Annotated in this window: 1 protein-coding gene and 1 pseudogene; one reads left to right on the top strand and one right to left on the bottom strand. The window is 60.2% G+C overall.

The genetic code is table 11. The annotated features are described in order from the left end of the window. Positions 1 to 488 (bottom strand): transposase family protein (locus tag Taqua_RS13070; RefSeq protein ID WP_484421946.1); only part of this gene is annotated, 488 nt, incomplete at its 3' end. A 196-nt stretch (positions 489 to 684) separates the two neighbouring features. Here Taqua_RS13070 and Taqua_RS13065 point away from each other — a divergent pair. Beyond that, a pseudogene (locus Taqua_RS13065) lies at positions 685 to 973 on the top strand (IS5/IS1182 family transposase); the annotation flags it as partial.

The following is a 973-nucleotide window of genomic DNA, read 5'->3' as shown; positions in this document are numbered from 1 at the left end:
CTCCTGATCAAACACGCCTCGTGGACATGTGCACAGGCCGGCCAGCGGCCTGCACACATGCCCACCGGGCTCGACGACCAGGAGTCATTGTGAGTGTTGTGTTCCACACGAAATGACGAAGGACCGCTGGCCACGCTCAATGCCTCGCGCGCCGACACTCCATGGCGTTTGAGCATGCGGTGCAAGGCAGCGCGTGAGACGGTCGGATGGATGAACTCGCGTACGACTGCCAGCAGGTCATCCAGCGAAAGGCCCAGGCTTTTACGCAAGACGAGCACGATGGACTCCTGGGCCGGCGTCAGCGTGGTTTGCAGTCGATGAGGGGTATGGGAGGCGTCATGAACCGATGCACGCTTCTTCCAGCGAGCGATGGTGGAGACACTCACGCCAAAGCGCTGGGCCAGAACCCTCATGGGCTCCTTGCTGACCTGGATCTCGGCGCGGATCCTGGGTGTCGTGGTGGCGTTCTTGTGCAGCCTCAGATGCATCGTTTCAGCTCCAGCATGACCTCTCGGGCCAAGAGTAAACCACGGCGTGAACCAATTAACCAATCATCCGGGACACGACACCTAGTCCACCCTGAAATATTCATAACCATCTGATTTATCGTGACATTTCCTTGATTTTGGGGTACGATTTCCCGCGCTCTATCGACGTTTGGCACTGATTTTCTGGGAGTTCGAGATGGCTTACTGTCCTGCCACCGAGGATTTTTTCCGGCTGCGCCTGGACCAGATGATCGATCTGCGCCACCCGCTGGCGGTGCTGGCCTCGCGCATGCCGTGGCAGGAGATTGAAGCGGCGGTTGCCCACCGTTTCGCACGAAAGGCGCGCGCGGGAGCGGCTCTGCCCGAGCTGGATTTGTTCGGGCAGACGCTGGTGCGCACCCCAAGGCCGTCCAACGCCGGTCGCCCGCGCGTGCCGCTGCGCATCATGGTGAGCCTGTTGTACCTCAAACACGCCTTCAACGAGT

Source organism: Tepidimonas aquatica (genome assembly GCF_007556585.1).
GTDB lineage: Bacteria > Pseudomonadota > Gammaproteobacteria > Burkholderiales > Burkholderiaceae_C > Tepidimonas > Tepidimonas aquatica.
This window is presented reverse-complemented; position numbering and strand designations above follow the sequence as displayed.